1 pseudogene is annotated in these 574 nt (G+C 72.0%); it reads left to right on the forward strand.

Going from position 1 to position 574, the window contains the following annotated elements:
* Positions 1-574 (forward strand): annotated as a pseudogene (locus IF19_RS01000000135255) (HAD-IC family P-type ATPase); the annotation flags it as partial.

The following is a 574-nucleotide window of genomic DNA, read 5'->3' on the forward strand; positions in this document are numbered from 1 at the left end:
ACCGGCGACACCGTCACCGGAGCCACCCTCAACGCCGGCGGACGCCTCGTCGTCGAAGCCACCCGCGTCGGCACCGACACCCAACTCGCCCGCATGGCCCAGCTCGTCGAGGACGCCCAGAACGGCAAGGCCTCCGCACAACGCCTCGCCGACCGCATCTCCGCCGTCTTCGTCCCCATCGTCATCACCCTCGCCCTCGCCACCCTCGGCTACTGGCTCGGCAACGGCGCCGGACTCACCGCCGCCTTCACCGCAGCCGTCGCCGTCCTCATCATCGCCTGCCCCTGCGCCCTCGGCCTCGCCACCCCCACCGCCCTCATGGTCGGCACCGGCCGCGGCGCCCAACTCGGCATCCTCATCAAGCGCCGACACCATCGTCCTGGACAAGACCGGCACCGTCACCACCGGCCGCATGACCCTCCAGACCACCCACACCACCCACACCACCACCGAAACCGACGTCCTCCGGCTGGCGGGAGCACTGGAGAACGCCTCCGAACACCCCATCGCCCAGGCCGTCGCCACCGCCGCCACCACGACTGTCGGCCCCCTCCCCACCCCCGAGGACTTCGCC

This window comes from Streptomyces californicus (genome assembly GCF_000717645.1).
In the GTDB taxonomy this organism is placed as follows: domain Bacteria; phylum Actinomycetota; class Actinomycetes; order Streptomycetales; family Streptomycetaceae; genus Streptomyces; species Streptomyces californicus.